This window comes from Morococcus cerebrosus (assembly GCF_022749515.1).
GTDB classification, from domain to species: Bacteria; Pseudomonadota; Gammaproteobacteria; order Burkholderiales; family Neisseriaceae; genus Neisseria; species Neisseria cerebrosa.
The window spans coordinates 1,126,920-1,150,076 of the sequence record NZ_CP094242.1; the positions used below are offsets into that span (position 1 = coordinate 1,126,920).

Annotated in this window: 18 protein-coding genes and 2 pseudogenes; 6 read left to right on the forward strand and 14 right to left on the reverse strand. The window is 51.0% G+C overall.

Translation table 11 applies throughout. The features are described from left to right. Positions 1 to 59: 59 nt before the first annotated feature. The 4 genes from MON37_RS05175 to trpE all read right to left on the reverse strand — a co-directional run bounded on the left by MON37_RS05175 (position 60) and on the right by trpE (position 4,139). Positions 60 to 542 carry a GNAT family N-acetyltransferase gene (locus tag MON37_RS05175; RefSeq protein WP_016687430.1) on the reverse strand — a complete coding sequence of 161 codons (483 nt, stop codon included), beginning with the start codon at positions 540 to 542 and terminating at the stop codon, positions 60 to 62. Between the two features lie 78 nt (positions 543 to 620). Beyond that, positions 621 to 1,757 carry a 5-(carboxyamino)imidazole ribonucleotide synthase gene (locus MON37_RS05180; protein WP_039408396.1) on the reverse strand — a complete coding sequence of 379 codons (1,137 nt, stop codon included), beginning with the start codon at positions 1,755 to 1,757 and terminating at the stop codon, positions 621 to 623. Positions 1,758 to 1,768: 11 nt separating this feature from the next. After that, positions 1,769 to 2,602, reverse strand: a complete 834-nt coding sequence (locus MON37_RS05185) for an abortive infection system antitoxin AbiGi family protein (protein WP_082013637.1) — start codon at positions 2,600 to 2,602, stop codon at positions 1,769 to 1,771. Positions 2,603 to 2,663: 61 nt separating this feature from the next. Beyond that, the gene (gene trpE / locus MON37_RS05190; protein WP_039408391.1) at positions 2,664 to 4,139 is read right to left on the reverse strand and encodes an anthranilate synthase component I; all 1,476 of its coding nucleotides are present in this window, start codon (positions 4,137 to 4,139) and stop codon (positions 2,664 to 2,666) included. 229 nt (positions 4,140 to 4,368) lie between these two features. Here trpE and aroA point away from each other — a divergent pair, with 229 nt between their 5' ends. Then, positions 4,369 to 5,688, forward strand: coding sequence for a 3-phosphoshikimate 1-carboxyvinyltransferase (aroA, locus tag MON37_RS05195; protein WP_039408401.1), 1,320 nt, complete (start codon positions 4,369 to 4,371; stop codon positions 5,686 to 5,688). Here the strand turns inward: aroA and MON37_RS05200 are convergent. Beyond that, a pseudogene (locus MON37_RS05200) lies at positions 5,688 to 6,517 on the reverse strand (IS630 family transposase); the annotation flags it as partial. The gene aroA and the pseudogene MON37_RS05200 sit on opposite strands and share 1 nt — an antisense overlap. A 175-nt stretch (positions 6,518 to 6,692) precedes the next feature. On the opposite strand from MON37_RS05200, the gene miaA reads away from it, so the two are divergent. Continuing rightward, entirely contained in the window at positions 6,693 to 7,634 is a 942-nt protein-coding gene (gene miaA / locus MON37_RS05205; protein WP_242883798.1) for a tRNA (adenosine(37)-N6)-dimethylallyltransferase MiaA, read from the forward strand. A gap of 15 nt (positions 7,635 to 7,649) precedes the next feature. Then, positions 7,650 to 8,372, forward strand: coding sequence for a tRNA adenosine(34) deaminase TadA (tadA, locus tag MON37_RS05210; protein WP_242883828.1), 723 nt, complete (start codon positions 7,650 to 7,652; stop codon positions 8,370 to 8,372). Positions 8,373 to 8,414: 42 nt separating this feature from the next. Here tadA and MON37_RS05215 read toward each other — a convergent pair whose 3' ends face one another. Then, positions 8,415 to 9,380, reverse strand: a complete 966-nt coding sequence (locus MON37_RS05215) for an IS30 family transposase (protein ID WP_242883604.1) — start codon at positions 9,378 to 9,380, stop codon at positions 8,415 to 8,417. Between the two features lie 217 nt (positions 9,381 to 9,597). Here MON37_RS05215 and mfd point away from each other — a divergent pair, with 217 nt between their 5' ends. Both mfd and MON37_RS05225 read left to right on the forward strand, forming a co-directional pair. Next, complete coding sequence (gene mfd / locus MON37_RS05220; protein WP_039406044.1) at positions 9,598 to 13,293, forward strand: transcription-repair coupling factor; 3,696 nt, start codon at positions 9,598 to 9,600, stop codon at positions 13,291 to 13,293. A gap of 115 nt (positions 13,294 to 13,408) precedes the next feature. Next, a complete protein-coding gene (locus MON37_RS05225; RefSeq protein WP_039406041.1) occupies positions 13,409 to 14,293 on the forward strand; it encodes a putative phage abortive infection protein in 885 nt (294 codons plus the stop codon). A gap of 263 nt (positions 14,294 to 14,556) precedes the next feature. Here the strand turns inward: MON37_RS05225 and MON37_RS05230 are convergent, their stop codons facing one another. Both MON37_RS05230 and MON37_RS05235 read right to left on the reverse strand, forming a co-directional pair. Next, positions 14,557 to 15,378 carry a hypothetical protein gene (locus MON37_RS05230; protein WP_039406039.1) on the reverse strand — a complete coding sequence of 274 codons (822 nt, stop codon included), beginning with the start codon at positions 15,376 to 15,378 and terminating at the stop codon, positions 14,557 to 14,559. Positions 15,379 to 15,842: 464 nt separating this feature from the next. Then, positions 15,843 to 16,649, reverse strand: a complete 807-nt coding sequence (locus MON37_RS05235) for an integrase core domain-containing protein (protein WP_242883799.1) — start codon at positions 16,647 to 16,649, stop codon at positions 15,843 to 15,845. Between the two features lie 74 nt (positions 16,650 to 16,723). Between MON37_RS05235 and MON37_RS05240 the strand changes: the two genes are divergently transcribed. Beyond that, positions 16,724 to 16,924: a hypothetical protein gene (locus MON37_RS05240; RefSeq protein WP_242883800.1), complete on the forward strand. Its 201-nt coding sequence runs from the start codon at positions 16,724 to 16,726 to the stop codon at positions 16,922 to 16,924. Positions 16,925 to 17,078: 154 nt separating this feature from the next. Here MON37_RS05240 and MON37_RS05245 read toward each other — a convergent pair whose 3' ends face one another. The 6 genes and pseudogenes from MON37_RS05245 to MON37_RS05270 all read right to left on the reverse strand — a co-directional run bounded on the left by MON37_RS05245 (position 17,079) and on the right by MON37_RS05270 (position 23,113). Continuing rightward, positions 17,079 to 17,381 (reverse strand): ArsR/SmtB family transcription factor, encoded by a 303-nt coding sequence (locus tag MON37_RS05245; RefSeq protein WP_039404636.1) that lies wholly within the window; start codon positions 17,379 to 17,381, stop codon positions 17,079 to 17,081. A 79-nt stretch (positions 17,382 to 17,460) separates the two neighbouring features. Further along, the gene (locus MON37_RS05250; RefSeq protein ID WP_039404634.1) at positions 17,461 to 17,982 is read right to left on the reverse strand and encodes a rhodanese-like domain-containing protein; all 522 of its coding nucleotides are present in this window, start codon (positions 17,980 to 17,982) and stop codon (positions 17,461 to 17,463) included. A 12-nt stretch (positions 17,983 to 17,994) separates the two neighbouring features. Then, positions 17,995 to 18,189, reverse strand: coding sequence for a YgaP family membrane protein (locus MON37_RS05255; RefSeq protein WP_019271712.1), 195 nt, complete (start codon positions 18,187 to 18,189; stop codon positions 17,995 to 17,997). Between the two features lie 890 nt (positions 18,190 to 19,079). Then, positions 19,080 to 20,018, reverse strand: a pseudogene (locus MON37_RS05260) (NAD(P)/FAD-dependent oxidoreductase). Between the two features lie 192 nt (positions 20,019 to 20,210). Then, positions 20,211 to 21,365: an HlyD family secretion protein gene (locus tag MON37_RS05265; protein WP_003763928.1), complete on the reverse strand. Its 1,155-nt coding sequence runs from the start codon at positions 21,363 to 21,365 to the stop codon at positions 20,211 to 20,213. Positions 21,366 to 21,451: 86 nt separating this feature from the next. Beyond that, positions 21,452 to 23,113, reverse strand: a complete 1,662-nt coding sequence (locus MON37_RS05270; RefSeq protein WP_039404627.1) for an MFS transporter — start codon at positions 23,111 to 23,113, stop codon at positions 21,452 to 21,454. Between the last annotated feature and the right edge of the window lie 44 nt (positions 23,114 to 23,157).

A 23,157-nucleotide genomic window follows, 5' to 3' on the forward strand; every position in this document is an offset into this window, starting at 1 on the left:
GACCTCTTTTACAAACAAGGTCGTCTGAAAATGGGAAAATAATTTACGGTTCTATCTAACTAAAGATATTTCCGCATTAATTCGCATTCGACTTTGACTTCCCGATTCAACTGTAACACCGCAGAACCCAAAGACTCATAACGGTTGATGCGGTAAAAAGGAACAGAATTGAGCGAAGCATAAAGTTTTAAAAAACTCAATCCGGCATGGTGCGCCAACTCTTCGGCACGCCTCAGCAAAGCCGTACCCAAACCTTGATTGTGGAAAATCGGATGCACATAAAGCGCGTCTAATTGCGCTTCCTTAAAATCGACTTGAAAAAATCCACGGATGGCCCCTTTGTATTCCACCACCCACAAAGCCTTATCCGGATCGTCGATGGTATGGCGGTAGCTTTCAGTGTCCAATAGCGCCTCCCATGCCTGAAGCACGTTTTCGTCGTAGCTTCGAATGCAGGCAAATTGGGCGGCATGAAGATGGGCATTATGGATGGCTTGGCAATCTTGTACTGTGGCGGGACGGAGTATGGTCAACAGGCTCATGATTCGGTACGTTATATCTAGCTTTCAGACGACCTTGATTGATTCTGAGGTCGTCTGAACATTCTAAAAATTAGCAAATTATAAACTTTGATGCAGTTTCACTGCCGCTTCAAAAGCAGTATCGGCATCGGCGGACAAAACAGTGAAATGCCCCATTTTGCGGCCTTTCCGCGCGGCTTTTTTGCCGTATAAGTGCAGGTGTGCATTCGGATTGCTTTGCAACGGCAGCCAATTCGGTTCGCCGCCGTCTTCCTGCCAAACGTTGCCCAAGATATTCGCCATGCAGCATGAAGAAAGCAAGTTGGTGTCGGCGGGCGGCAGGTTGCACATGATGCGTACCTGCTGCTGGAACTGGTCTGCGGCGCAGGCATCCAGCGTATGGTGGCCGGAATTGTGCGGGCGCGGGGCGATTTCGTTGACGACCAATTCATGCGTGTCGCCGACGACGAACATTTCCACCGCCAACACGCCGACATAATCCAATTCGTCCGCCAAGCGTTGCGCCATCTGCCGCGCCTGTTGCTGGACGTCGGCACTCAGCCGCGCAGGGACGATGGAATAAGCCAAGATGCCGTTTTCGTGGATGTTTTCGGCGGGGTCGAAGGTTTGCGTGTTTTCATTGTTCAGACGACATACGATAACGGAAATCTCGCCGCGCAAATCCACCATTTTTTCTAAAACGCAATCCACGTCGCCGTGTTCGGCAAACGCGGCTTTGAGTTCGTCCACCGTTTTGACGCGGATTTGACCTTTGCCGTCATAGCCCAGAGTAGCCGTTTTCAGAATGCCGGGCAGGAATTGCGCGCTTTCTTCGCTGATGTCGTCTGAACGGCAAACCGCTTGATACGGCGCGGTTTGCAGCCCCGCTTTGCGTATCCACGCTTTTTCCTGAATACGGTTTTGCGCGATAGCAACGCAGTCGCCGCTGGGGGAAACATTGGTATGTTTTGCCAGAAAGCGCATCGCGTCGGCATTGACGTTTTCAAATTCAGTGGTAACCGCCGCGCATTTTGCCAACTCGTCCAAAGCGGCTTGGTCGTCAAACGGCGCGCACAAATGGCGGTCGGCAAATTCCGCCGCCGGCGCGTTCGGATCGGGGTCGAGAACAGTGACTTTGTAGCCCATGGTTTTGGCGGCAACGGTAAACATTCTGCCTAATTGGCCGCCGCCGAGAATGCCGAGAGTAGCAGGAGGGAGGATGGGGGAAGTGTTCATAGCAAGAAATATTAAAAATCTTTTCTGATAGTATCTAAGGAAATAACTTTTGAAAGTAAAAGAAGCCTTTCATGTTCAGGATGATCCGTAAATATTGTATTAATTTTATTAATAATTGTTGGAATATTAGAATCTTTTGGTACAAAAATGTATTTTATATCTGAAGGTTCAAATTTTAGTGAGGCAACTTTTTTCGTAACAATATTTGAATCCTGTAATTCTTCATTATTGGCTAAAAAATTTAGTAAAAAATTTGGGAAAAGATTGTTTTCATCTGAAGCAGGTGCATACCTCCACTCACATTCTTCATCAAAATTTTTCGTTACCTCCTTCCCATTTACTTTCATCTTTCCTTTCAATGGTTTCAAGAATTTCATAAGTCGAAGTGCAATGTTTGGACTCAATTCCCTACTGATTAACAAATTTATCGCATTCACCGGAATATTGTTTAAGATAAAATTTCGAATTAGATTGGGAATAATACTGTTGTCTGACAGATAGAAAATAGGATTTAATCCCTTTTTTATTCCCCACTCCTTCGTCATTCCAAGACCAAAGCCACCATAAAAATCTGTATGTGCTGTAATTTTGGATAGTGGAATATCACAAAAACAAGACATAGGGTAAGCTATTGAACTGATATTATATTTTATCAATTCTTTAGTACGAGTTTCCCAAAAGTTGTCTTCTTCCTGTTTCTCTAATTCATTTTTAAAATATTTTGGAATTAGCCATTCAATATCTTCAGAACAATATCTAGGCCAAAATCCATTTTCCAAAATATCTAATAGATATTCCTCTTTGGGAGTAAAGTGAAATAAAGAGTTTGATTTTATAGTTGCCATTTTGCAAAGTATTTACTTGAAGTTAAACATATTTCAATTTTTTCAGAATAATTTAGTGAACCTATCTATCCAACCCTTCCTGCACCATCTGCGCCGCCCTGACCACTGCTCGGGCTTTATTCTGCGTTTCCTGCCATTCGGAGGTCGGGTCGGAGTCGGCGACGATACCTGCGCCGCTTTGGACGTATAGCGTGTTGTTTTTCACCACGGCGGTGCGGATGGCAATCGCCAAATCCATGTCGTTGTTGAAACCCCATACGCCGACGGCGCCGCCGTAGATGCCGCGTTTGCTCGGTTCGACTTCTTCGATAATTTCCATGGCACGGACTTTTGGCGCACCGGAGAGTGTGCCGGCGGGGAACGTGGCGGCGAGGATGTCCATATTGGTAACGTCCTCTTTCAGACGGCCTTCGACGTTGGAAACGATGTGCATCACATGGGAGTATTTTTCAATCACCATTTTGTCGGTTACTTTGACTTCGCCTGTTTTGCTGATGCGGCCGACGTCGTTGCGCCCTAAATCGATAAGCATGACGTGTTCGGCGATTTCTTTGGCGTCGCTTAATAAATCCTGCTCGTTGGCAAGGTCTTCGGCGGGGGTTTTGCCGCGCAGGCGCGTGCCGGCGATGGGGCGGACGATGACGTCGTCGCGTTCGCGGCGGACGAGGATTTCGGGCGAGGAGCCGACGATGTGGAAATCGCCGAAATCGTAGTAAAAGAGATAAGGCGAAGGGTTGAGCGTGCGCAGGGCGCGGTAGAGGGCGAGCGGGCTGTCGGTAAATTCCATGCTCATGCGCTGGCTGGGGACAACCTGCATACAGTCGCCTGCAAAGATGTAGTCTTTGATTTTATCGACGCAGGCTTTGAACGGCTCTTCGCCAAATTCGCTGGCGGCTTCGGTGTGTTTGCTGCCGAGCGAAAGCGGGATGGCACAGCTTTGGCGCAGCTGGGTGCGAATGTCTTCGAGGCGTTCGCGGGCGCGTTCGTAACCGTCGGGCTGCGAGGGATCGGCATAAACGATGAGGTGGATTTTGCCGCTCAAATTGTCGATAACCGCCAACTCTTGCGACAGCATCAGCAAGATGTCGGGCGTACCGAGCGGGTCGGCTTTGGCGGTGTTTTTCAGGCGGTGGGCGAAGTGTTCGAAATTGTAGATGGTTTCATAACCGAAGTAGCCGACCAATCCGCCGGTAAAGCGCGGCAAGCTTGGGATTTCGGGCGTTTTGAAGCGGTTGTGGAAGGCTTCGATAAAGGGCAGCGGATTGCCGTCGTGTTGTTCGACAATTTCGCCGTTTTGATAAACATCGACGTGTTTGCCGCTGACTTTGAGATAGTGGCTGCAAGGCAGGCCGATAAAGGAATAGCGGCCGAAACGTTCGCCGCCGACAACGGATTCGAGCAGGTAGGTATAGGGGCGGTTGGCGAGTTTGAGATAGAGGGAAAGCGGCGTATCCAAGTCGGCAAGGAGTTCTTGCACGAGCGGGATGCGGTTGTAGCCTTGGGCGGCTTGGGCTTGGTATTCTTGTTTGCTGATCATTTCGGTTCCGTTGTGCGGGCGTTTTCAGGCGACCTTGCGAACGTGTAAAAGTCTTTGAAAAAGCTTGGAGCGACGTACTTGGCGGGCAGAAAAAACAAGCCCGCGCCATCGTCGCAAAATTGCGGAAAAGTATAACATTTTATGCGGATTGTTGACAGTTTTGGTTTTTCAGACGACCCCTCCCTGCCGTATAATGCCGTTTTCTGTTTCCGCTTCCCAAACGACCATCATGACCGAATCCATCCGCCTCCCCGCTGCCTCGCTCAAGCCCGCCATCGTCGCCCTGCCCGGCTCCAAAAGTATCAGCAACCGCACCCTGCTGCTCGCCGCCTTGTCCGACAACACTTGCGAAATCCATTCCCTGCTCAAATCCGACGATACCGACCGTATGTTGGAAGCCCTTGATAAACTCGGCGTTGAAATCGAATATCTTGCCGAAGGTCGTCTGAAAGTACACGGCACAGGAGGACGTTTCCCCAATCGGACTGCCGATTTGTTTTTAGGCAACGCGGGAACGGCGTTTCGTCCGCTGACCGCCGCGCTGGCCGTTTTGGGCGGCGATTATCATCTGCACGGCGTTGCGCGTATGCACGAACGCCCCATCGGCGACTTGGTCGATGCGCTGCGGATTGCCGGCGCCGATGTCGAATATCTCGGCAACGAACACTATCCGCCGCTTCATATCGGCGAGCGCCAAGACCGCGGCGAGCGCGTGATTCCGATTAAAGGCAATGTGTCCAGCCAGTTTCTGACCGCCCTTTTGATGGCACTGCCGCTGACCGGGCAGGCATTTGAAATCCGTATGGTCGGCGAGTTGATTTCCAAGCCCTATATCGACATCACCTTGAAACTGATGGCTCAATTCGGCGTACAGGTTGCCAATGAAGACTACCGCATCTTCAAAATTCCCGCAGATGCGCACTACCACGCGCCCGAACATCTGCACGTCGAAGGCGATGCCTCCAGCGCGTCCTACTTCCTCGCAGCAGGTTTGATTGCCGCCACGCCCGTCCGCGTTACCGGGATCGGCGCAAACAGCATACAGGGCGATGTCGCCTTTGCCCGCGAGCTGGAAAAAATCGGTGCGGATGTGGTGTGGGGTGAAAACTTCGTCGAAGTCTCGCGCCCGAAGGAACGCGCCGTCCAAGCCTTTGATTTGGATGCAAACCATATCCCCGATGCCGCCATGACCCTTGCCATCGTCGCGCTTGCCACAGGACAAACCTGCACGCTGCGCAACATCGGTTCATGGCGCGTCAAGGAAACCGACCGCATCGACGCGATGGCAAACGAGTTGCGCAAACTCGGTGCAAAAGTCGTCGAAGAAGCCGAAGCGATTCACATCACCCCGCCTGAAACGCTGACACCCGACGCCGTCATCGACACTTACGACGACCACCGCATGGCGATGTGTTTCTCGCTGGTTTCCCTGTTGGGCGTACCCGTCGTCATCAACGACCCGAAATGCACCCATAAAACCTTTCCGACTTATTTTGAAGTGTTCTCATCGCTGACCGACGCGGTTTATAGTCAATTAAAATCAAAATAGGACAGTAGCGCATCGTCAAATCGGGCGTAATCAGACAAAACGGTTCGCAGATACCGCTTAATATTCGCCCACACCTTCTCAATCGGGTTGAGCTCAGGTGAATAAGGTGCAAGAGGCAATACCTTATGGCCCAATTTTTCCGCCATTTCCCGTAAGACACCCATACGGTGAAATCGTGCATTATCTAAAATAATCACCGATTTCTGAGTCAATACGGGCAGTAGGCATTGCTGAAACCACGCTTCAAAAAAGACTCCGGTCATCGTATTTTGATAAACCATCGGAGCAATCAGCCGGTTGCCAACTTATGCGGACACCAGAGATAAGCGTTGGTATCTTTTTCCACTTATCTGCGCTTTCACTATTTGCCCTTTCAGGCTGCGGGCATAGGGGCGGAACAGGTAGCGGTCAAATCCTGTTTCATCCAAATAAACACGTTGGTAGTCGGAAAATTCGGCCAGCTGTGTCAAATAATGCGTTACTTTGGCCGGGTCTTGTTCTTTGTAAGTGGTGGTCTTTTTTTGCGCGTCATCCCCATCTGTTTGAGTGCATAGCAAACGGCGGCTGGCGTACAATCAAAATGTTTGGCGATTGCATGCAGATAGGCATCCTGGTGTTGCCCAACATATTGAGCCGGTTTTTGCCTATCCAATTTGACGGCATTTAGACCGGTAACTTGATGTTTCAGGCTGCCTGTTTGTTTTTTAAGGCGAATCCACAGGTAAAGCGTGTTTCTTGACAAGTTAAACGTTGCTGCGGTTTGGCTGATGTTTTTGCATTGTTCGTAATAGTTTAAAGCTTTATTTCTTAAGTCTGCAGAGTATGCCATGGTTAGACCTTCAAAGTTGAGTATTGTACTATTTTGTTTTCAATTGACTATAAAGCGGGAGAACGTTTGCCCAAACAAGAAGGTCGTCTGAAAATATCGTTCCGCAATCCAACGCCGAACCGTTTTCAGACGACCTTTTGCTATAATCCGTCCGTTTCCCCACGCCCCTTTTGATATGAACACCCCAAAAGCCTTTGCCATCCTCGGCCCGACTGCCGGCGGGAAAACCGCCCTTGCCTTGAAAATCGCCGAAGCCATGCCGGTCGAAATCATCAGCCTCGATTCCGCGCTGGTGTACCGCGATATGGACATCGGCACGGCAAAGCCGACCGCCGCCGAGCTTGATGCCGTGCCGCACCACCTTATCGACATCATCCCGCCGACCAAGTCTTACAGCGCGGCGGAGTTTGTCGGTGACTGCGTGCGGCTGGCGGAGGAAATCCGTGCGCGCGGCAGGCTGCCTTTGATTGTTGGCGGAACGATGATGTATTTCCACGCACTGACCGAAGGCTTGAACGACCTGCCAGAAGCCGATCCCGCCGTGCGCGCCCGGTTGCAGGAAGAAAAACAACGATACGGCTTGGCGCATCTGTATCAAAGCCTGCAAACCATAGACCCTGAAACCGCAGGTCGTCTGAAACCGAACGACAGCCAACGTATCGAACGCGCTTTGGAAGTGTACCGCCTGACCGGCAAGCCCTTGAGTGTGCATTTTGCCGAAAAAGCCGACTACACCCCGCCGCTCGACCTCTGCACCACCGCCCTGATTCCCGAAAACCGCGCCTTGCTGCACGAAAACATCGCCCGCCGTTTTACACAAATGTTGGAACAAGGCTTCATCGACGAAATGCGCGCCCTGCGCCAAAAATATCCCGAACTGACCGCCGATATGCCTTCTATGCGCTGCGTCGGCTACCGGCAGGCATGGGATTACCTCGAAGGCTTGACCGATTACGACACCTTTGTCGAAAAAGGCATTGCCGCCACCCGCCAGCTTGCCAAACGCCAACTCACTTGGCTGCGCAAAATCCCATTGGCGCACAGCATCGACCCCTATACCGACGGCAACCACGTTCAGACGACCTTGGCACTCGTCCGCCGCCATTTCCAAATCTAAAACGCCATGCTGACCCTGTTGACCACACCGCCCGTCGCCCCGCAAACCTTAGCCGCCCTGCAATCGCTTGGCATCCGCAGTATAGAAGAGCTGCGCGACACGGGTTCTGTCCAAGCCTTCCTGTTGCTCAAGGCCGCCGGACTGACCGTTACCCGCAGCACGCTTTGGCAACTCGAAGCCCTGTTGCTCGGTATCAAGCCGCAAGACCTGCCGCAAACACACAAAAACGCTTTGGAGCAAGCCGTCAAAAACCATCCGCCCGTCGCCGTTTTTCCCACGTCGTCTGAAATGGAAACCTTCATGCGCGCCGCCTTGTCGCAGGCAGAACAATCCGCCCGCATCGGCGAAATCCCCGTCGGCGCGGTCATCGTCTTCAACAACCAAATCATCGCCGCCGCCCACAACACCTGCGTCAGCGACCACGATATCAGCCGCCACGCCGAAATCCGCGCCCTTGCCGCCGCAGGTGCCGCCCTCCAAAACTACCGCCTCGACGGCTGCGACCTCTATATCACGCTCGAACCCTGCGCCATGTGCGCCTCCGCCATCATCCAAGCCCGCGTCCGCCACGTCATCTACGGCGCGGCAGAACCCAAAACCGGCGCCGCGGGCAGCGTAGTCAATCTGTTTGCCAATCCGCTGCTGAACAAACACACGGCAATCAAAGGCGGCATCTTGGAAGACGAATGCAAAGCCATTTTACAGGCGTTTTTTCAGACGAGGCGCAAACAGGGTTGAGAAAATCAAAAAGGTCCTTGGATTCGGATTTCAAGTGCAACACTAGGGTACCAGTGGTTGGAACAGATTTAAGAATAAAACACTTGGCGTTTCGTAGCCAAGTGTTTTTCTTGGCCGGTGGTTCAACTCATCTTGAACCCTGCGTATCTCCCGATCGCTGATGTTTCGGAAATCTGTCTGTTTGGGGAAATATTGCCGGATGAGTCCGTTGGTGTTCTCATTCAGCCCTTTCTCCCAAGAATGGTAAGGGCGGCAAAAATAGGTTTTCGCCTTCAAGGCTTTGGCTATTTTGGTGTGTTGGTAGAACTCTTTGCCGTTATCCATGGTGATGGTGTGGACTCTGGCTTTATATGCCTTTAATACCCTAATGGCCGCCCGGGCAGTGTCTTCGGCTTTTAAGTTCTTTAATTTGCAGATGATGGTGTAGCGGGTAGTGCGTTCGACCAAGGTCAATAACGCGCTTTTCTGATTTTTGCCGACGATGGTGTCGGCCTCCCAATCGCCGATGCGGGTTTTCTGGTCGACGATAGCAGGTCGGTTTTCTATGCCGACGCGGTCGGGCACTTTGCCTCTGGTCCATGTGCTGCCGTAGCGTTTGCGGTAGGGTTTGCTGCATATTCTGAGATGTTGCCACAAAGTGCCGCCGTTGCTTTTGTCTTGGCGGAGGTAGCGGTAAACGGTGCTGTGATGGAGTGTGATCCCGTGGTGTTTATGCAGGTAGGCACATACTTGTTCGGGACTGAGTTTGCGGCGGATAAGGGTGTCGATGTGTTGAATCAGCTGCGAATCGAGTTTATAGGGTTTTCGCCGGTGCTGTTTGGTCAGCCGGCTTTGCCGTTGGGCTTTATCGGCGCTGTATTGCTGCCCTTGGATGCAGTACCGCTTGATTTCTCGGCTGATGGTGCTTTTGTGGCGGTTGAGCTGTTTGGCGATTTCGGCGATGGTGCAGTGGCGGGACAGGTATTGGATATGGTATCGTTCGTCTTGGGTCAGTTGTGTGTAGCCCATGGCAATCTTTCTTGCAGGAAAGGCCGTATGCTACCGCATACTGGCCTTTTTCTGTTATGGAAAGTTGCACTTCAAATGCGAATCCGCCGTCGTCTGAAAACCACCCAAACCATCCCGCTCCTTACACCCGCTTTTAATCTGCTAAAATCCCGCTTTTACAAACCACCACGGCGGCCCGAAAAATTTTCCGGCTGCCGCAAGCCATTGTCCCTACGCCATGAACTACCCTATCCCCAAACCCCGTGAAAAATCCCGTTGGCTCAATCTTTCGCAAGGCTCGCTGCCGCTGGCTTTGGCGCGTTATCTGCCGCATAAGCGGCTCAAAGTCGTGCTGACCCAAGATGCGGAACAGGCGTTGCGCCTTCAGACGGCATGGCGGTTTTTCCGTCCGCACGATACGGCGGTGTTCCTGCCAGACTGGGAAACGCTGCCTTACGAGCGTTTTTCGCCGCATCAGGATTTGGTGTCGGAGCGCTTGTCGGCGTTGTGGCAGATTAAGAGCGGCGCGGCGAACGTGTTGTTCGTGCCGGTTGCCACGGCGATGCAGAAGCTGCCGCCCGTGCCGTTTCTGGCGGGGCGCACGTTCTGGCTGAAAACGGGGCAGACTTTGGATATAGGCCGTCTGAAAACCGATTTGGTGGATGCGGGCTACAACCATGTTTCCCATGTTGTCGCGGCAGGCGAGTTTGCCGTGCGCGGCGGGATTGTCGATTTGTTTCCGATGGGCAGCGAAATGCCTTACCGCATCGATTTGTTCGACGATGAAATCGACAGCATCAAAACCTTTGACACCGACACGCAGCGCACCATCTCCCCCGTTTCCGAAATCCGACTGCTGCCGGCGCACGAATTTCCCACCGACAGCGAGGCGCAAAAGATTTTCCGCAGCCGCTTCCGCGAGGAAGTCGATGGCAATCCGAACGATGCCGCTGTGTACAAAGCCGTCAGCAACGGCCATTTCGGCGCGGGCGTGGAATATTATCTGCCGCTGTTTTTTGAAAACGAGCTGGAAACGCTGTTTGACTATATCGGCGAAGATGCGCTGTTTGTCTCTTTGGGCGACGTTCACGCCGAGGCAAACCGCTTTTGGAGCGACGTCAAATCACGTTATGTCATGGCGCAGGGCGACGAAACCTATCCGCCTTTGCTTCCACAGCATTTGTATCTCTCTGCCGATGTGTTCGCAGGCCGCCTGAAAAACTACGGACAGGTGCTGCCCGATGTTTCCGGCAAGGAACACACCCTGCCCGACCTTGCCGTCAACCGCCAATCCGACGAGCCGTTGCAGGCATTGAAGGATTTTCAGACGACCTTTGACGGGCAGATTTTGCTGTGCGCCGAAAGTCTGGGACGGCGAGAAACCATGCTCGGCTTCTTGCAGCAAAATGGTTTGAAGGCCAAACCTGTGTCCGACTGGCAGGGCTTTTTATCGGCGCACGAGCCGCTGATGATTACGGTTGCGCCGTTGGCATACGGGTTTAAACTGGGCGGGCTGCACTCTCCGAGCCAACAGCAACCTATTCCCGCCTCCGAGGGAGAAGGTTGGGAAGAAGGCAAAACGGTTACCGACAAAACCAAATTTTCCGTAGCTGCAACAAGCCCTCTCCCTAACCCTATCCCACAGGAGAGGGAACAAAGTGCCGCCGCCATTTCAGACGACCTGAAAACTGAAAGCAGCCTGCACCCCGTCGAAAATAGTCTGCACGAGCAAATCCGACAGCAACCTGCTCCCACCCCCGTGGGGGAGGGTTGGGGAGAGGGTAAAGCAGTTGCCGCTCAAAGCGCCATCGCCGTCATCACCGAATCCGAGCTCTACCAATACGTTGCCCGTTCGCGCGTCCACAACCACCGCAAAAAACACGCCGCCGTTTCAGACGGCCTGTTGCGCGACCTTGCCGAAATCAACATCGGCGACCCCGTTGTGCACGAAGAACACGGCATCGGGCGGTATATGGGCTTGGTAACGATGGACTTGGGCGGCGAAACCAACGAAATGATGTTGCTCGAATACGCGGGCGAAGCGCAGCTTTATGTGCCTGTTTCGCAACTGCATTTAATCAGCCGCTACTCCGGTCAGGCGCATGAAAACGTCGCTCTGCACAAGCTCGGCAGCGGCGCGTGGAACAAGGCGAAGCGCAAAGCCGCCGAAAAAGCGCGCGACACCGCCGCCGAGTTGCTCAATCTCTACGCCCAACGCGCCGCCCAATCGGGACACAAGTTTGAAATCAACGAGTTGGACTATCAGGCGTTTGCCGACGGCTTCGGCTACGAGGAAACCGAAGACCAAGCCGCCGCCATCGCCGCCGTGATTAAAGATTTGACGCAGGCGAAGCCGATGGACCGCCTTGTTTGTGGCGATGTCGGTTTCGGCAAAACCGAAGTCGCCCTACGCGCCGCGTTTGTGGCTGTGATGGGCGGCAAACAGGTCGCCGTACTCGCTCCGACTACACTTCTGGTCGAGCAGCACGCGCAAAATTTCGCCGACCGCTTCGCCGATTTCCCCGTGAAAGTTGCCAGCCTTTCGCGTTTCAACAACAGCAAAGCCACCAAAGCCGCGCTCGAAGGCATGGCGGACGGCACGGTCGATATCGTTATCGGCACGCACAAATTGGTGCAGGACGACATCAAATTCAAAAACTTAGGTTTAGTGATTATCGATGAAGAACACCGTTTCGGCGTGCGCCAGAAAGAGCAGCTCAAACTCCTGCGCGCCAATGTCGATATCCTCACCATGACCGCCACGCCGATTCCGCGCACCCTCAGCATGGCGCTCGAAGGCCTGCGCGACTTCTCGCTGATTACCACCGCGCCCAGCCGCCGCCTCGCCGTCAAAACCTTTGTCAAACCGTTCAGCGAAGGCAGCGTGCGCGAAGCCGTGTTGCGCGAACTCAAACGTGGCGGGCAGGTATTTTTCCTGCACAATGAGGTGGATACCATCGAAAACATGCGCGAGCGGCTCGAAACCCTGCTGCCCGAAGCCCGCATCGGCGTGGCGCACGGACAACTGCGCGAGCGCGAACTGGAACAAGTTATGCGCGACTTTTTGCAGCAAAGATTCAACGTGTTGCTCTGTTCCACCATCATCGAAACCGGTATCGACATTCCCAACGCCAACACCATCATCATCAACCGCGCCGACAAATTCGGGCTTGCGCAACTGCACCAGCTTCGCGGGCGCGTCGGCCGCAGCCACCACCAAGCCTACGCCTACCTGCTCACACCCGAATACATCACCAAAGATGCAGAAAAACGCCTTGACGCCATCGCGGCGGCAGACGAACTCGGCGCAGGTTTCACCCTCGCCATGCAGGATTTGGAAATCCGCGGCGCAGGCGAAATCCTCGGCGAAGGACAATCCGGCGAAATGATACAGGTCGGCTTCACACTCTACACCGAAATGCTCAAACAAGCCGTGCGCGACCTCAAAAAAGGCCGCCAGCCCGACCTCGACGCACCGCTGGGCATCACCACCGAAATCAAACTGCACAGCCCCGCCCTGCTGCCCGAAAGCTATTGCCCCGACATCCACGAACGGCTCGTCCTCTACAAACGCCTCGCCGTCTGCGAAACCGTGCAGCAAATCAACGCGATACACGAAGAACTCGTCGACCGCTTCGGCCTGCCCGAACAACCCGTTAAAACCCTCATCGAAAGCCACCACCTGCGGCTCGCCGCAAAAGAATTGGGCATAGACGCTATCGACGCGACCAGCGAAGCCGTCACCGTTACCTTCGGCAAAAATCACCAAATCGACCCGACAGAAATCATCCTGCTGATTCAGAGCGATAGAAACTATCGGCTGGCAGGGGCGGATAAGTTGAGGTTTACGGCTCAGATGGAAGATGTGGAGATGAGAATTAAGACGGTGAAAAGTGTCTTGAAGACTTTGAAAGAAAGAGTGGTAGCAAATTAGAGGCTGATTAACAAAAGGCCGTCTGAAAAATTTTCAGACGACCTGTAGCCCCAAATGTCGGCTACGGCTGCTGAAACTAAATCCTAATTTTCATTTTTTTCTGGGAAAACAATCCATGAAACCTTTAAAAAATACTGATGAAAAAATTAATAAATATTGTACTCTTATTTTTTATATTTTCTTAACTATATTAGCTTGTATTGGTGCATTTTATGCTATTTTTGTGGCCTACGACTGGAAAATTGAAAAAAATGATTTTACAAATTGGCTTATTGCAGGAGGTACAATCGCTTCTGCTTTTGGTTTGATATGGTTCAGCTATTTAACTTATAAAAATCAAAAAAATAATGAATTTTATAGTCTATTTAAGGTTCTATTAGAAGAAAATAACAAACTACTAAAGGAAATAATAAGACCTGAAAATAATAACTCACAAATTTCAAATAAATATTATGACCTAGTAACTTTAAATAAACATATTATTGATTTATTTGAAAATATCTTCCTAAAAGATGAGTACAAGTTAAGAAACGAAGCTCAGTTCGAAATAAATTTCAAAGAAGAAGTTGTGAAAAAAATTGATTTACATCATGAATTGAAACCGTACTTAATTATATTATTTAGAATTTTGAAACTAATTTCAACAAGTAACAAAATAAGTGATGATGACAAAAAAGAATATTACGGTCTAATTCGAGGATTAACACCACCAGACATTCAATTTCTTATTTTGTTTAACTCACTAGGTTATAGAGAACAAGAAAAACAACCAAACTATAAAGATTTATTAATTGAATCGAGATTCTTTGAGCATTTACCAATAACTGAAAGCTGGTTAACTCGCGTTTACTTATCCGGTCTGAAAGTTGTAAAAGTTAAAAACCCTTTAAATGAAGAGGAGGTAAAAAACCTTGCCTCACCTCTTAAGAAATATATTTCATCTGGAAAAGTCATAGACCTACAAGCTTTTGGGCAAAGTATTTATTTGAAGCAGGACTGATTTTGGACAACCTTGTCTTACCCGTAATAAATTCAGCAAGCGTAGGTTGGGTTGGCAAACCCAACAAAAACCTGAATGTTGGGTCACGATCCAATCTACATCTGCTTTAAGTGTAAATACAGAAGCAGTATAAAAAGGTCGTCTGAAAATACCAAAAATGTCAGATTCGAGTACCGAATCTACGGCTGCTTTAATGTACCTATCAATGTAATCCGTTTTAAGCCTAAGAGATTTATTGGGAAAAATATCCAACAGATCGTTCCTCAATGACTCAAATTAAAACGAAGCAGTTCGGCAGCCTCATGCTTAGGCTGTTCCAATATCGCCTGCAATGTATCGATTGTAAAACGGCACATCAAAGCCTGTTCATCAGCCGTATATTGCTTTATTTCATCCTCATTGTCGTTATTGATTACCGCCAACTCCTGTTCACTATATTTCTTCCATAAAATCTGATTTACTTTATCTTGTGTTTGCGCTATTTCAGTTTCGTCCGGCATTTTTCGATGAATATCGGCAGATTGCAAAGCTCGTACTCTAGCTTGTTTTATAGAGGCGAAATAGGGCTTCATTTGCTTTGAAAAAAGCGAAATATCAGGAGCTAAATGAGGATACTCCAAATAAAAGCAGTTTACCGTGTCGTTTTCGTTCAGGAGTTTGGTACGCAACTGCATATCTTCCTGAAACATAGCAATTAAGTTGTCATCATCTGCATAAGGCAATTTTCTTAACATGATGTCTATTGTTTCTGAGAGAAAAAAACGCATATCTTGTTCATGATTTTTTGATTTCATAAAATCTTCGGCTTTCGCCACGATTTGGGCATAATCTTGCGGAAACTTGTCTTTGAATATTAAGAATATCATTCGGTTTCCTGGATCTTCCATCATCAACTCCTCTGCTGTACGGGTCGAAAATAGAGCTTTGTCTGCGAGATGGTAAACAGGATTAATCCCAAGAAAAAGACAGAATAAAACAGGTATACCCAAAAATTTAGTCAGTCTGCTTTTACAATATTTTTTCACACAAATATAAGTTAACCACGCTGAAAATAATAAACAGAGTAAATAAAGAATAAGAGGCATCTCATGTGTCCTTAATAAAAAACAAAATTTATATTTTTGGATGTTGAATGTGCGAATATCTAAATGTAATACCCAAACACAGTATAATAAAACTTTTAGATCGCATTTTATATTATACAGACTGCATTAAGAAATGCGTAACTTATATTAATTAGATATAGGTCATAGCAAGCCGTAGCCTGTATGAACCCCGCAGCTAGGTTGCGTAAAGGATTCATGTGCAAATACAGAAGCAGTATAAAAAAGAGCGTCTGAAAATACCAAAACTGTCAGATTCAATAATCCACCCTACGGCTAATAAATTGATCAGGAAATGATGATGAAAATTAAGGCAACCATACTGGGGATTACCGGCTTGATATTGTCCGGCTGCTTTTTCGCCAATGATGAAATTAAGTTGGACGATATTGGGAATTTCAAAATTACTGTCAATGAAGCTGAGGTGTAGAAAATTGTCGCGTTGTTTACACAACAGGTTGAGAAAAATAAGCCTGCAAGACCTCAAACGGCGTATCGCCGTTCAAACTGCGGTGTGGCTTCACAGTGTTATAAAAATTAACAAAGCGGCACAACTCCTTTTGCCGATGTTCCAGACTCTCAAACGACTGTTTCTCATGCCACATCTCCATCAGGGTACGGATAACCCGCTCCGCCTTACCGTTGGTCTGCGGACGGGCAACCCGAGTAAACTTTTGACCAATCCCGTTCTCGTAACAGGCTACACCGAAAGCATGGTTGGCCGAGCCTTTGTATTCCGTACCGTTGTCGGAGTAAACGCACTCAATCAGGTATGGGCAGGGATCAATCAGGTGTTCGGTCAGAAACTTGGCGGCGCTGTCTGCGGTTTTGTCCGGCAAAATGGCGGCGTATAGCTCCCTTGAGAAATCGTCGATGGCGACAAACAGGTAATCCCGCTTATCGGTAGCTTTCTGCCCTTTGAGCAGCGGCAGCCGTTTGGTGTCGAGATGCACCAGCTCTCCGGGGTAGGATTTATTGTAGCGTTTGGCCTGCTTTTTGAGTTTTTCCTGAATGCTGCGTTCTACCTTGGCCGGGCGTTTCATTCCGTACTTTGCCTGTTTGAAACGGTTGTTGGTACTGGTTTGCGGTTTGAGCAGCTTGGCCCTTGCGGCTTTAAGGGCGCGGTAAATGGTGAGGCGGCTGACTTGGTAGCGGCGTGCCAGGGAGGTGACGCTTTCCTTCCCCTGCGTGTAGGCCAGCCAAATGGCTTGGCGGTGGTGCGGGGTGAGACGGGTGTTTTTGTGCATGTTCATGTTTCAGTATTCTCCTGGAAATACTGTAAACAACGCTACTGATTTCTACAGCTGAGGAGTCTAGACAAGTTCATTTGACGGGCTTATTAGGCGATAGCGCAATGGGCATCTCAGATATAAAAACAACTTTCCACAATGATGAGTTGAACATTACTTTATTTCAAGAATTGGCGGGTTCAGAATATTCAGGAAAGCTAGATAAAGAAATAGCTCTGGAACACAATATCAAGAAGATTACTTATGGTTCTAAACACGAGATTATTTGGCAGGAGTAAATAGGTTTATATGCCAGTATCTCTATTGTTTTTTGAAATACTATTAGCTGTTTTTAAATTACTAAACACAACAAAAAGGTCGTCTGAAAAATTTTCAGACGACCTTTTAGCTTAATTTTTCCGATTAGTTTGTCTAAGGCAGTACAACCACATTTCAATCTTTTCCTGCACAGAAAAAGGAATACAACAACTGTATCATCTCGTTGACTCGTGAATCGGCAATGTAATATTGCCGTTCTCGATGGTTCACTTCAAAAGACACCAATCCGGCCTCACGCAGTAGTGCCAATTGGCTGGACATCGCCGCTTGAGGCAGGCCGGATGACTCAGCCAGTTCGGTTACATTGTACGGTCTTTCGTGCAGCTTACACAGTACGGCGAGGCGATGGGGGTTCGCCAGAAGTTTAAGAAACGCGGTGGCTTCTTCGTAGGGCGGTTGATTATCGGCAGTGGTCATTGTTTGCCCTTTTCGGCAAATGTGAAGATCGCATTATCAGCCATAACTGCCGCAGCGGCAACTTTCAGACGACCTCTGTTTAACGGTTCCATGGCATTTTAGCCAGCAGTCGTGCCATGCCGCAGAATCCGGTTAAACCGGCTGTCAGCAGGCCTGCTCCGACTAGCGCATCTATCAGATAAAACCAAGGCGATACCAGCGAACCTGCCAACACGCCGAACAGAACCAACCCGCCCGCGATGGTTTGCACCTGCCGCATGATGTCCGGCGCGGCGTGTTTGGCGATTATGGGGAGACCTGCGGCTTTCCATGCCTGCAAACCGCCTTCAAGAATGTAGCACTCGCGTCCCCGACCGAGTTCCGCCAATGCTGCTTCTGCCTGCGCCGTGCGTTTGCCGCCCAAGCAATAAAAAATCAGACAGGGCGCGGCGTTGTCGCGCAGTTTGTCGCGATGTCGCTCCGGTGGCAGGGACAATGCGCCGCCGATATGCCCACCCTGATATTCTGCTTGGCTGCGAATGTCTGCCGCTATCGCACCTTCACGGATTTTCGCTGCAGCTTCCGCAGGAGTAATTCGTGGAAGTTTTCCTTCTTTACTCATGTTTTGCTTTCTTTATTTTTTGCTGATGTGGCAGGTATTGATGCCCAATAAGCTGTACAACGCGCAGTTTCCTATCAAGGCGGTAGCCAGCGGGATGATGCCCAACCAACCCCACCAGCCGATTTGACCGGTTGCAGCGGCGGCGATTAAGGCTACTCCAATGACAATGCGGAGAGTGCGATCCAAAGTACCTAAGTTCCGTTTCATTTGATTGCTCCTTGTTTAAGAGTGATTCACCTAAAAATAAAAATATATAATAAAAATCATATATAACAAATATTATATTTTTGGGATAATTTTGTCAAACAGTTTGCAACCATGCGGTTTAGAAGGAAGGGATTACCTTATTTTTAAACGGGTATGTGCAAACTAAGTTATACCTAACTTGCGACACACAACAAAAAGGTCGTCTGAAAACCGGTAAAACCGATTTTTCAGACGACCTTTCATGTAATTTCTGTTTTAGAACGGTTGTTTCTATATAAGGAAAGAATGAAAAAATAAAACTCTAATTATTTCAACTTGTTGCAATCAAATATTGATGACTTTCTTAAAAATACGTAAAAATAACCCCGATAACAGAGTAATTATATCATTATATTTTACAATATTAACGTAAAATTTTTACACATTGCTTTCAAGAGCCAACCATTTATGTTCTCTGTTTTACTTTTTGAAAATAAAACAGAGGACTTCTATATTTTGGTGTAAATAATTCTCTTGAATAAATTTCTGTTCTATAGCTATGCTCTATTTTTGAGTTTCAAATGTAGTATGGAGCTATCAAAATTGACAACTCCATAAATAATATTCTTATTCTTTGTTTAATCTAACAAGAAAATGCTTAAATTGTTCTTCGTTGTTATCCAACTTTCCGAAAAATAACTCATCAATTTGCTCAATTAACGGAACAGCTGTTTGTAATATTTCTTCTCCTTTTGAGACCTTTGCAAAATTCCCCAAAATCCCCTAAATGTCTTGGTGGGAATTTAGGGGATTTTGGGGAATTTTGCAAAGGTCTCATTTTAAGATAAACAGGTCGGTGTTTGTCGGGCATCAATGCCCGACCTGCAACTGTTTTCAGACGACATCAACACCTATTCAAACGCCAAATCCCCCACCAGTTCCGCCAGCGTGTTCAGCCGCTGTTCCGATTTTTCTACAAACGGGTTTGCCGTATCCCACGCATAGCCCGCGAGAATGGCGGAAATCATGCGGCTGATTTCGGGCGCGCGGTTGGGTGCGTACACCACGTTTTGGAAACGGTTGTCGTACCAGCCGTCCACATAGGTGCGAAAAGCGTTTACGCCCACCATCAGCGGCTCGGCGAACTCGCGCTGCCAGTCTGCCGCTTCGCCTTTGAGCTGGCGGGCAAGCAGGTCAGCGGCGAGTTTGGCGGAATGCAGCGCGATGGTTACGCCCGATGAGAACACGGGGTCAATAAACTCGGCGGCGTTGCCTAACAGCGCGAAATGTTTGCCGTGCAGGGCTTTAACATTGGCGGAATAGCCTTGGATGCTGCGGTAGGGGAAGCCGTTTTCCCATTCGGAATGTTTAAAAAAATCAACCAGATTGGGGCATTCTGCCACTATTTGTTTCAACACGGCTTCGGAATCGCCCGCCAGTTTGTCGGGTGTGCCGACCACGCCGAGCGAGCAGGTGTTGTCGCCGAAAGGGATTGTCCAAAACCATACGTCGCGGTGCTGCGGGTGGGTGGTAATCAGGATTTTGTTGCGGTCAAAATCGGCTTCGGCGGCGATGTTGTCGGTGATGCGCGTGAAATGCGCCATGCGAACGCTGCGCCGTTTTTAAACTGAAAGCCTTTCTCGGCGCGCACGGCATCGGCAAAACCGGCTTCTTCCAGCATTTCCATGCAGTGCGGCAGCAGGCTCTCGCCAATCACAAAGCGCGGAAAATGCTGTTTTTTCCAGCGCGCATGCTTTGAAGCCCTGTTTGTTAAGCAGGGCGGAGGCAACCGAGCCTGACGGGCCTGCGCCGATGACGGCAACGTCAAATTGGGTGTAGGACTTTCGCAGATAAATGGTTTGGCATAAAAACGTAATTATAGAATTTTACAAGGCAGCCTGAAAATGGGGGAATGGAGTTTGAGGCTGCTTTTTGTTGAGTGGGTTGGGCAATTGATGCACGGATAATGCCCGATTTGCTTTACTTCAATAAAAAAAGCAGTCTGAAAGGCCGTCTGAAAACTTTTCAGACGACCTTTTACCTTACTTCGTAGCAATGTTCACTTCCGCCGACATCCCCGGCGCGAGGCGTTCCAAATCCTGTTGCCCTGCGTCAAATACGATTTTTACGGCGATGCGTTGGGCGATTTTGACGAAGTTGCCCGTGCCGCTGTCGGCTTTAATCAGGCTGAATTCGGAAGCGGTGGCGGGCGAGATTTCGGCGACTTTGCCGCTGAACGCCTTGCCGCCGAGTGCGTCGATACTCACGCTGGCACTCTGCCCGATTTTCACGTTGGCCATATCGGTTTCTTTGATGTTGGCGATGATCCAGCGTTCGGGCGGCACGACGGACATCAGCTGCGTGCCCGCGCTCACAAGCTGCCCTTGTTTTACGCTGACTTCGCCGAGTTTGCCGCTGGCGGGCGCGTAAATCACAGTATGCCCCAAATCCTGTTTTGCCAAGTCCAGCAGGGCTTGCGCGTTGGCGATGCCCGCCTGTGCGCCCTCGCGCCCTACGCCCGTGTTGATGATGTTCTGCTGCGCCACGGCGTATTGCTCCTGCGCCTGTTTCAGGCCCGCTTCGGCTTGTTTAACGGCGGTTTGCGCGGCATCGCGGCTGCTTTGCGACACGGCATCGGCACTCACCGCCTGTATGCGCTGCCATTCGCGGCGGGCGCGGTCAAGCTGGGCGCGGGCGTTGTCAATCGCGGCTTGGTTGGCTTTGGAGACGGCGAGGGCGGAGGCTTTGTCCTGCGCGGTTTTGTTCAACGCCGCCTGCTGCCCCGCCAGCCCAGCTTCGGCTTGGGCGACTTTGGCGCGGTAGGGCGCGGGGTCGATTTCCACCAGCGGCTGCCCTGCTTTTACGTTGTCAAAATCGCGCACCAGCACTTTCTGCACATAGCCGCCCACGCGCGGGCTGACGGCGGTTACGCTGCCGCGCACATAGGCGTTGTTGGTGTAAACCTCGCCCATGCCGAAGGGCGGCAGGCGGAAGGCATACAGGGCAAGCACCACGCCGATTGCGCTGGCGGCGAGTATGCCGATGCTGCCGAAACGGTGTTTTTCAGGCTGCCATTGGGCGGGCTCTTGCGGCTCGGACGGGGTTTCAGACGACGTTTCAGGCTGCATCTCGGGCTGCGGCACGGCGGTTTTTTGGGATTCGGTGTCGGGTTGTTCGGGGGTGTCGGGTTGGGACATTTTTTGCTTTCCGTTGATTTGGGGGTTGATTCGGTTAATGGGTTGGTGCGGTGGTTTTCAGGCTGCCTTTAATGCCGTCTGAAACACTATTTCCCCAACGCCGCAAACACTTTTGCCTTCTCCGCCGCCAGAATATCAATCTTGTAATAACGGCGGTACAGCCACAGGGCGACGGCGACGAGGGTCGATACCGCCGCCATCGCCGCCAGCAGCGCGAACAGGTCGCTGTATGCCGCCACCGACGCTTCTTTGCCCGCCTGCGCGGTGATTTGCGAGACGGCGCGGCCTTGCAGCAGCACCGGGTCGGAGAGGGTGGCGGAGAGGGCGGCGGCGTTGCGCTGGATGTCGGCGGCGAGCGCGGGGTTGGAGAGGGTCAGGTTTTGCGCGATGGCAGCGAGGTGGTCGCGGGTGCGGTAAGTTAAAAACGCGCTGAATGCCGCCGCACCCGCCAGCCCGCCGAGGGTTTGCGACAGGCCGAACACGGCGGAGAAGCTCATCATGTGGTCGGGGCTTTTCGCCAGCGCGCGCAGTGCGCCTTCAAGCATCATCGGCCCCATAAACAGCAGCGAGGCAAAGGCAACGATAAACTGGCTGAAATAAAGTTGCGCGGGGCGGGTCTGCATGCCCACGCCGATTTCCAGCCACGCACCGAGGGCGAAACAGGCGAGCGCAACCATCACGGGGCGGCGGATGTCGTTGATATCCAGCAAAATCAGGCTGCCGACCACACCCGCCAGCATTCCGCCCGCAACAATCAGGTAAAACGTGCTCATCTGCGCGCTGCCCACGCCCACCGCGCCCATCAGCCCCGCCGCGCCGACGGTCTGCTCCGAGGTCAAGAGCCGCGCCATCGCGCCCATCACGGCGAAGATGAGGATTTGCGGCACGGTCATCCAGTGCCAGTCCAGCATCGGCTTGTGCCGCGTCGATTCGATGTACAACGCCAGCCCCGTCAGCCCCACTCCGCCCGCGAGCAGCCAGCCGAGCCACTGCGTCGTCCACCACACCGTGCGCCCCTGCACGAGAAAGGCGCACAACAGCGCGATGCCGGAAGCGAACAGGGTAAAGCTGAGCGCGTCGGTCAGCGTGAACGATTTGCGCACGGTGATGCCGGGCGGCAGCGGCAGGGCGAACAGGCAGGCGGTGCAGGCGAGCGCGAGGGTAGCCTGAAAGGCGAACACGCCGTTGAGGTCGCCGTCGCCATACAGCAGCGGCACGAGGCTCTGCGCCAGCGGCGTGCCGACCTGCATCAGACCCAGCCCGAACACCAGCCCGACCAGCTTTTTCGTGCCGGTAAAGCCCTGCATCATGTAGTAAATCGACAGCACCAGCAGGCCGCTGGCGGCGATGGCGGCGGCAACACACGCGATGAGTTCCACTTCGTAATGGTGATAAACCAGTTGCAGTAGGCTGGCGGCAAGCTGGGCGAACAGGGTGATGCGGACGAAGCGTTGCAGGCCATACGCCTTGCGGACTTTGAAAAAGAGGACGCTCATGCAGGCGTAAGCCATGAAATACGCCGCCTGAATCCAGCCGCCCTGCTGCAAATCGAGCGACAAATCGCCGCGCAGCTGTGGCAGCGAGGCAGTGAGCAGCCCGTTTTGGAAGCCCGACGACAGCGCGAGTAATAAACCGATGGCAAGATACGCGAGCCGCCGCTTTTTCGGATGCTCGGGCGAGGCGGGCGAACCCGGCATAAAGGGCATTTCATGCGGCTTGAAGGTGTAGCCGCCGGATTGCAGGGGCATGGGGTTTCCTTTGGTGGGGTGGACGGGACAAAGTTTTAGATTTT

What these genes read in the sequence shown, in the direction of transcription:
- MON37_RS05235 (WP_242883799.1), bottom strand. Translation starts at nt 16,649, where the DNA reads ATGAACATGCACAAAAACACCCGTCTCACCCCGCACCACCGCCAAGCC.
- trpE (WP_039408391.1), bottom strand. Translation starts at nt 4,139, where the DNA reads ATGATCAGCAAACAAGAATACCAAGCCCAAGCCGCCCAAGGCTACAAC.
- MON37_RS05230 (WP_039406039.1), bottom strand. Translation starts at nt 15,378, where the DNA reads ATGCCTCTTATTCTTTATTTACTCTGTTTATTATTTTCAGCGTGGTTA.
- MON37_RS05215 (WP_242883604.1), bottom strand. Translation starts at nt 9,380, where the DNA reads ATGGGCTACACACAACTGACCCAAGACGAACGATACCATATCCAATAC.
- aroA (WP_039408401.1), top strand. Translation starts at nt 4,369, where the DNA reads ATGACCGAATCCATCCGCCTCCCCGCTGCCTCGCTCAAGCCCGCCATC.
- MON37_RS05225 (WP_039406041.1), top strand. Translation starts at nt 13,409, where the DNA reads ATGAAACCTTTAAAAAATACTGATGAAAAAATTAATAAATATTGTACT.
- MON37_RS05250 (WP_039404634.1), bottom strand. Translation starts at nt 17,982, where the DNA reads ATGAGTAAAGAAGGAAAACTTCCACGAATTACTCCTGCGGAAGCTGCA.
- MON37_RS05270 (WP_039404627.1), bottom strand. Translation starts at nt 23,113, where the DNA reads ATGCCCCTGCAATCCGGCGGCTACACCTTCAAGCCGCATGAAATGCCC.
- mfd (WP_039406044.1), top strand. Translation starts at nt 9,598, where the DNA reads ATGAACTACCCTATCCCCAAACCCCGTGAAAAATCCCGTTGGCTCAAT.
- MON37_RS05265 (WP_003763928.1), bottom strand. Translation starts at nt 21,365, where the DNA reads ATGTCCCAACCCGACACCCCCGAACAACCCGACACCGAATCCCAAAAA.
- MON37_RS05255 (WP_019271712.1), bottom strand. Translation starts at nt 18,189, where the DNA reads ATGAAACGGAACTTAGGTACTTTGGATCGCACTCTCCGCATTGTCATT.
- MON37_RS05245 (WP_039404636.1), bottom strand. Translation starts at nt 17,381, where the DNA reads ATGACCACTGCCGATAATCAACCGCCCTACGAAGAAGCCACCGCGTTT.
- MON37_RS05175 (WP_016687430.1), bottom strand. Translation starts at nt 542, where the DNA reads ATGAGCCTGTTGACCATACTCCGTCCCGCCACAGTACAAGATTGCCAA.
- MON37_RS05185 (WP_082013637.1), bottom strand. Translation starts at nt 2,602, where the DNA reads ATGGCAACTATAAAATCAAACTCTTTATTTCACTTTACTCCCAAAGAG.
- miaA (WP_242883798.1), top strand. Translation starts at nt 6,693, where the DNA reads ATGAACACCCCAAAAGCCTTTGCCATCCTCGGCCCGACTGCCGGCGGG.
- MON37_RS05180 (WP_039408396.1), bottom strand. Translation starts at nt 1,757, where the DNA reads ATGAACACTTCCCCCATCCTCCCTCCTGCTACTCTCGGCATTCTCGGC.